Annotated in this window: 3 protein-coding genes and 1 pseudogene; all 4 read left to right on the top strand. The window is 46.3% G+C overall.

Going from position 1 to position 7,695, the window contains the following annotated elements; translation table 11 throughout:
* Positions 1-68: 68 nt before the first annotated feature.
* Positions 69-4,244, top strand: a pseudogene (locus ACFOZZ_RS13085) (YodL domain-containing protein); the annotation flags it as partial.
* A gap of 104 nt (positions 4,245-4,348) precedes the next feature.
* A complete protein-coding gene (locus ACFOZZ_RS13080; RefSeq protein WP_376815406.1) occupies positions 4,349-5,053 on the top strand; it encodes a hypothetical protein in 705 nt (234 codons plus the stop codon).
* 3 nt (positions 5,054-5,056) lie between these two features.
* Positions 5,057-5,266, top strand: a complete 210-nt coding sequence (locus tag ACFOZZ_RS13075) for a transposon-transfer assisting family protein (RefSeq protein ID WP_055235221.1) — start codon at positions 5,057-5,059, stop codon at positions 5,264-5,266.
* Positions 5,267-5,714: 448 nt separating this feature from the next.
* Positions 5,715-7,655 (top strand): TetM/TetW/TetO/TetS family tetracycline resistance ribosomal protection protein, encoded by a 1,941-nt coding sequence (tet, locus tag ACFOZZ_RS13070; protein WP_376815405.1) that lies wholly within the window; start codon positions 5,715-5,717, stop codon positions 7,653-7,655.
* Positions 7,656-7,695 lie beyond the last annotated feature (40 nt).

Here is a 7,695-nt window from a genome sequence, read left to right as displayed (position 1 = left end):
TTCCACCTGTTTATTAATTTAATTTGCGGTTTTATTACTTTTTATTATGGGTAGAGTTTGCGGTTTAACATTTCCTCAATGACAGCGGCAAAGTGCAAATGCCGGAGCAATGGAAAGCGGGCATTGACAGGGAGGATTTCGGCTTTAACGCCGCACTCCATGAGGACGGGAAGCTGACCGACTACGGCTATATCGCAAGAAGCGGGACGGAATGGAAAGAGCTTTACACCGGGAAAGAAACGCCGGAGAAATACCGTATCATGGGCTACCCGGAAACGGAACGCACCGCCCCGGAGCAGACCGAAAAGGAAGCCGCAGCAGCCCCGCCGGACATAGCCGCCGCCAACCCCTCACGCCCTATCGAGCTAAAGGCGCAGAAGCCCGCCGAGAAAATGAAAGAGATCACTGACCGACTGGAACAGGGCATACAGGAATTATTTGAAAGTGACCGCTTCAAGGAATATCTGCGGGTAATGTCAAAATTCCATAATTACAGCTTCAACAACACCCTGCTCATTGCCATGCAGAAGCCGGACGCTACTTTAGTGGCAGGCTACAACTCATGGAAAAATCTGTTTGGGCGGCAGGTGGCAAGGGGCGCAAAAGGTATCAAAGTGCTTGCGCCGTCCCCGTACAAAATCAAGAAAGAAATAGATAAAATCGACCCCAAGACACAAAAGCCCGTGACGGATAAAGACGGAAACCCCATCAAGGAGGAAACGGAAATAACCGTCCCGGCGTTCAAGGTTGTTTCCGTCTTTGACGTGTCGCAGACCGAGGGAAAGGAGCTTCCCTCTATCGGCGTTGACGAGCTGACCGGGGACGTGGAACAGTACGCCGATTTTTTCAAGGCGGCGGAGCTTGCCGCACCCGTCCCGGTAGGTTTTGAAAAGATAGAAAGCGGCGCAAAGGGCTATTACTCCCAGACCGACAAGCGCATTACCATTAACGAGGGCATGAGCGAATTGCAGAACATTAAAACGCTGATACATGAAACCGCACACGCCAAGCTGCACGACATAGATTTGAACGCACCCCCGGAGAAGCGGGCAAACCGACCAGACCGCCGCACCCGTGAGGTACAGGCAGAGGGAATTGCCTATGCTGTATGCCAACATTACGGGCTTGACACTTCCGACTATTCCTTTTCCTATGTGGCACAATGGAGCAGCGGGCGGGAGCTTGCCGAGCTGAAAGCGTCCCTTGAAACAATCCGCAGCACCGCTTCCGAACTGATTAAGGACATAGATAAAAACTTTGCGGAGCTGACAAAGGATAAGGAGCAGGCACAGGCGCAAGAAACGCCGGGGAACGAACCCACGCCGGAGGAAAAACAGCCGGAGCCGGAAGCAGCCACACCCACAAAAGAGGAAATGCAGCCGGAGCAATCAGAAGAAGAAAATTTCCCCACGCCCGACCCTAACGCAGAGCCGATTGTCACTATCATTTGGAGCGAACACAGCCGCTTCCATGACGGCGAAACAATGAGCCTTTCCGAAGCAAACGCCCTTATCGGAAGCCTTGACGCAGCCACCGCCAAAGAGGACGGCTACTACAAGACCAAGTTCCGCATTGACTTTGTAATGGACGGACAGCCCGATAATTACGGCGGGCGGCAGGACTTAGGGGACGGGGACGGCACTCTCATAGACCATATCGAAAAATACCATACTTATTATGAGAATAACGAGCAATGGGACAATTACCTTTTACAGCACAGCGGCACGGAAAGACTGGAAGCGGACAAGGCAGAGCGTTCCATGCTCTTAAATGAATTTGTCCCCTATCTAAAACTGCACGAAAACCTCTCCAAAATGGAGCAGACCGCCACAAAAGCACTGGAAGAAAACGGGAGCATGACAGGCACGGAAACCGCCTACCATACCGCCATGCAGGAGTATGTTTCTAAATGCCGGGCAATGGTAAACAGCGGGAATTATGAGCTGCCACCTGCCCCGCAGCTCAAAGACTTTGACACGGAGCTTGAAGCCTACAAGGAACACGTCAAGGAGGAAATCGCACAGGAAGCCGCAGCCGCAGGAATGACCGTGGAGGAATACGCCGCAAACGGTTACGAGCCATACACCGCAGGGCTGCCCGACCCCTCTATCTCTGTTCCCGATATGCAGGAATACGGCTACTCATGGGACGGTATGCTGCCCCTAAAGGAAGAAGCCGCCCTGCACCTTTATGAAAAGGAGGATATGCAGAGTTTTCTACTCCATGAGGACGGAAGCGAAAGCATACCAGAGAACGCAGAGGATATAAAAGCCCATGCGGAAAAAGGCGGCATTTTCGGCGTACACAGGGAGGACTGGAACGCCCTCATGGAGTACCGTACCATGAAAGAGGAACTAGCCGGGAGCGAAGCCACAAAGGAAATGCTGCACGAATACGGCGCAAAGGAGCAGGACGAAAACACCTTTACCATTTATCAGTTAAAAGATAATGTACCCGTAGATTACCATTTCCGTTCTTTAGAGCGATTGCAGGAAAACGGGCTTGCCGTTGACTCCGCAAACTATGAAAAAGTCTATGAAGCCGCACTCACGCCGGGCATGGGCTTAGAGCGCATTTTTGAGAAGTTCAACTTTGACCGCCCGGAAGATTTCAAGGGACATTCCCTCTCCGTTTCTGACGTGGTAGTGCTTCATCAGAACGGCAAAGACACCGCCCACTATACGGACAGTATCGGTTTTGTGGATATAACAAAAGATTTCCTGTTAGAGAACCCCTTAAAAGCCGCCGAGCTTTCCACGGAACAAAATGCAAACATGATTGACGGCGTTATCAACAACACCCCCAATACGGACGCACTGGAAGCAAAAGCAAACGCCGGAGAGCAGATCTCACTTTCCGACCTTGCGGACGCAATACAGAAAGACCGGGAAGCCGCCACCGGGCAGGAAACCGCCCGTATCACAGCCGCAAGCCTTAGCCGCTATGACGGCATGACCGCCCTCTTTACTATGGACGACAAAATCTATATCGGAAAAAGCGAGAACTACGACAATAAGGGGCATTATGACAACACCGATAATTCCCTGCTCTACGTTTCCGACTGCCAACACGCCTTTACATTCCTTACAAGCGAGGGGTGCATATACCCGCAGGACGAAGCCTTAAAACAGGGCATTTACACACAGGAGGACTACAAGGAATTTTCACGCATTACGGACTTTCTATCGCAGGCAGGCTTTACCCCGGCAAAGGAGTTTTGCTTTGACGGGAAGCCCTTTTCCCTGCATGAAGATACGCCGGAGCAGGCAGCCCCGGAAAGCAAGACCATTTATTATACAATCAATGAGGGAGCTGCCCGCCGTGCAAAGGAAGCCAACAGTTACAGCGACTACAAGCCCGGCAGCGCAACCGCAGAATACCGCCAAATGGTAGACCGAGCCGTGGAGATTGGGGAAAAACAGAAAAAGCGTGTTGACCCCATGTACCATGAAAAGATTGACAACCTTGTTGACACCTACGCCCGGAAACTTGCGGAGAACATGAACAGCAGCTTTTCCATTGAAGCCCGTGTACCCTCTATCCTCATTACAGGCGGCTCTAATTTCCCGGTACGGAAGAAAGAAAAGCAGAACGCCGCCCGTGACAGGAACATGGAGGAATGGAACGACATACAGGGCTTGCTTGACAAGATACGCAGCACGGGCATGGGCGGTATCAGTGCGGACGACCCGCAGGCAGTACAAAAACTGGAAGCAAAACTGGAAAAGCTGCAAGCGTCACAGGACACCATGAAAGCAGTAAACGCCTACTACCGAAAGCACAAGACCCTTGACGGCTGCCCGAACCTCTCCGCTGAAAGTATCGAAAAAATGAAAGCGGAAATGTCGTCACAATGGCACATAGAGGATAAGCCCTACCCCTCATGGGCTTTATCGAACAACAACGCAGAGATACGCCGGGTAAAGGGGCGCATTGCGGAGCTGACAAGGAAGCAGGAAACCGCCTACGCCGGGTGGGAATTTGACGGCGGCAGGGTGGAAGCAAACCGGGAGGACAACCGCCTGCAAATCTTCTTTGAGGAAAAGCCGGACGAAAAGACCCGTGAAGCCTTAAAGGAAAGCGGCTTCCGTTGGTCGCCCAAAGCCGGGGCGTGGCAAAGGCAGCTTAACGACAACGCCATTTACGCCGCTGACCGCTTACCCTGCATACGCCCCCTTTCCGAGAAAAGCCCCGTTGAGATACAAAAGGAAGCCCGCACAGCCGCCAAGACAGAGAAAAAGCCCTCTATCCGGGCGCAGCTTGCACAGGACAAGGAAGCCTTGAAAGCCGCCCCGAAAAAGGCGGCGCAAAAAAAAAAAAAAGCAGGACTTAGAAAGGAGCTGACCCCATGCAGAAATTTGAAAACGTGGATATATTAAAATCCCTAAAGGCTATCATGCAGACCCACACCGAACACTTCCAGTCTGATTTTGACATAGACATAGAAACACTAAAGCAGGCAGCGAAAAGCCCGAACCCGGAGGATAAAAAGCAGCTATGGTTATGCCGCCCCGCCGGGACGTGGTGCCTGCGGGAGCGTGACACATTCATCAAGGACACACGGGAGCATAACACTTTCTGCTTTTACGCCGAGCAGACAAGCGACAAGATACTTGCCTATGCGGTGGAACTGACAGGCATTGAGAAAGGCAGGGTAACGGGAAACCTTTACGAACTGGACTATAAAAAGCTCTATGAACACGTCAAGGACGTTTCCGTTGACCACGGAGATACCAAGATGATATACGAGAACGGGGAACGGACGCAGGAAGCCGGAAAGCGCATTACCGGGGACGCTGACCCGGACTTAGGGAAATTCCTAAAATTCGAGGAACAGCCCAAAGACCCCGCCGCCCTGCGCAGCGTCCTATGGGACGAGAAATACAGCAGAGATCACTTTGACAGCGGCGACATAAAGGCGCATATTGAAAAACTGTCCGGCAAAGGGAAAAAGCCGTCCCTGCGGGCGCAGCTTGCAAAGGATAAGGAAACCGTAAAAGCCACCCCGAAAAGGCAGGCAGCAAAGACCAAAAACAAGGGATTGGAGGTATGACACATGAATACATTCACATTTGAGGAAATCAACCTTATCTGCTGTTACAGGAGAAAAACAAGGGCTGATACGGTGGCGGCAATGACCGCCGCCCTGCCCTACATGGAAACAGAGATACAGGAGCTTGCGGAGCGTACAGCGGGAAAGCTGAAGCAACTGACCGAGGGAGAATTTGTCGGGCTTGTGTTTCTGCCTGCTGAAGATATGGAGTAAATGAAATGCCGGGGGATAGTAGTCTGAGGATTGCTATTCCCCTTTTTTTGTTTATATTAACTCTGCATAGCAGATGTATACTATGTTGAAATTAACACTATTCCGTGAATTTCTCTTTTTAGCTCTTTCTTTTTACAAATTGATATGCTATAATGCATATATCCTAAAAAAGGGAGTTAAAAAATATGCGGCAAGGTATTCTTAAATAAAACTATAATCAAATAGTGGGAACAAAGAATTTTAAAATGCCTCTTTAAAATGAGGTTTGTTTTTTGTACCCAATTTAAGAATACTTTTACTTTATAGATTTTGACGTATCTAAATTGACCATTACTGCCTGCCAGTTTGTCATGTATATATGTCCATAAATATATTATCCCCAGTGGTAAAAGTATTTTACTGCTGGGGATTTTTATGCCCTTTAGGGCTTTGAATGGAGGACAATTACATGAAAATAATCAATATCGGCATTCTCGCCCATGTAGACGCAGGAAAGACGACCTTAACGGAAAGCCTGCTTTATACAAGTGGAGCGATTTTAGAATTAGGTAGCGTAGATAAGGGAACGACAAGGACAGACACTATGTTTTTGGAACGTCAGCGTGGAATTACCATTCAGGCAGCAGTTACTTCTTTTAATTGGAATGACTACAAAATCAATATTGTAGATACTCCTGGACATACAGATTTTATAACAGAAGTGTATCGTTCCTTATCTGTTCTTGATGGAGCTATTTTAGTAATTTCTGCTAAAGATGGTGTACAAGCACAAACCCGAATACTATTCCATGCACTTCAAAAAATGAATATACCAACAATTATTTTTATAAATAAAATAGATCAGTATGGAATTAACTTAAATAATATTTATCAAAATATCAAAGAAAAACTTTCAAATGATATTATTGTTATGCAAAATGTAACATTAACTCCAGAAATATCAATTAAAAATATCATTGATTTAGATGATTGGGATCCTGTAATTTCCAAAAATGATAAACTTTTAGAAAAATATATTGTAGGAGAAAAATTGACTATACAAGAATTAACGTATGAAGAATCTAGGTGTGTTAAAAAAGGTTCGTTGTTTCCTATATACCATGGAAGTGCTAGAAATAATATAGGGACTCAACAGCTCATCGAAGCTATTTCAAATCTTTTTTGTTCTGAAATGAATGAGAATGATTCAGAACTATGTGGAAGAGTTTTTAAAATTGAATATACAGACCATAAGCAAAGATTAGTTTATTTGCGTCTTTACAGTGGAACATTACACTTACGGGACACTATTATATTGTCAGAAAAGAAGAAAATGAAACTTACTGAAATGTATATTCCTTCAAATGGAGAAATGATACAGACGGAAATTGCCTGTTCCGGAGATATTGTTATTTTGCCTAACGATACATTAAAATTGAATGATATTGTGGGAAACGAAAAAATGTTGCCATGCAACGCATGGAATGACAATCCTGTACCCATGCTGCGGACAATGATTGAACCGATAAAACCAGAACAAAGAGAGTATTTATTGGACGCTCTTACAGAAATTGCAGATACAGATCCCCTTTTACGTTATTATGTTGATACGATAACACATGAAATCATCATTTCTTTTTTAGGAACGGTGCAGTTAGAAGTTATCTGTTCTCTGCTGACTGAAAAATACCATATAGACATAAACGTCAAAGAGCCTACTGTTATATATATGGAAAGACCGCTTAGAAAAGCAGAATATACCATCCACATAGAAGTCCCGCCAAATCCTTTTTGGGCGTCGATTGGCTTATCGGTAACTCCGCTTCCAATAGGCAGCGGAATACAGTACGAAAGCAAAGTTTCCCTCGGTTACTTAAACCAAAGTTTCCAAAATGCAGTAAAGGACGGTATTGATTATGGATTGGAGCAGGGATTGTATGGCTGGAAAGTAACAGATTGTAAAATTTGTTTTGAATATGGTGTTTATTACAGCCCTGTCAGCACTCCCGCAGATTTTCGCTTCCTTGCCCCTATTGTACTGGAACAAGTATTGAAAAAAACTGGAACGCAATTATTAGAGCCGTATCTTTCGTTTACTCTTTTTACACCGCAGGAATATCTTTCCCGTGCATATAACGACGCACCACAATACTGTGCAATTATTGAAACAATTCAACCGAAAAATGATGAAGTCATTTTTACGGGACATATTCCTGTACGTTGTATTAGTGCATACCGTAATGCTTTAACTCTATATACAAATGGGCAAGCAGTTTGTTTGACAGAATTAAAAGGCTATCAAGCTGCTGCTTGTGAACCAGTTATTCAATCACGCCGCCCCAATAGCCGAATAGATAAAGTACGCCATATGTTTAATAAAAAAACTGAACACCTTTCTAATGAAGCGTAATAAAACTATCTAAGCAACAGAAAAAAGCTGAAAATTAGGA

The organism is Catenibacterium sp. GCM10023432, assembly GCF_042651925.1.
Classification (GTDB): Bacteria; Bacillota_I; Bacilli_A; order Erysipelotrichales; family Coprobacillaceae; genus Catenibacterium; species Catenibacterium mitsuoka.
Note: the sequence above shows the minus strand (reverse complement) of the source record. Positions and strands in the feature narration are given on the sequence as shown.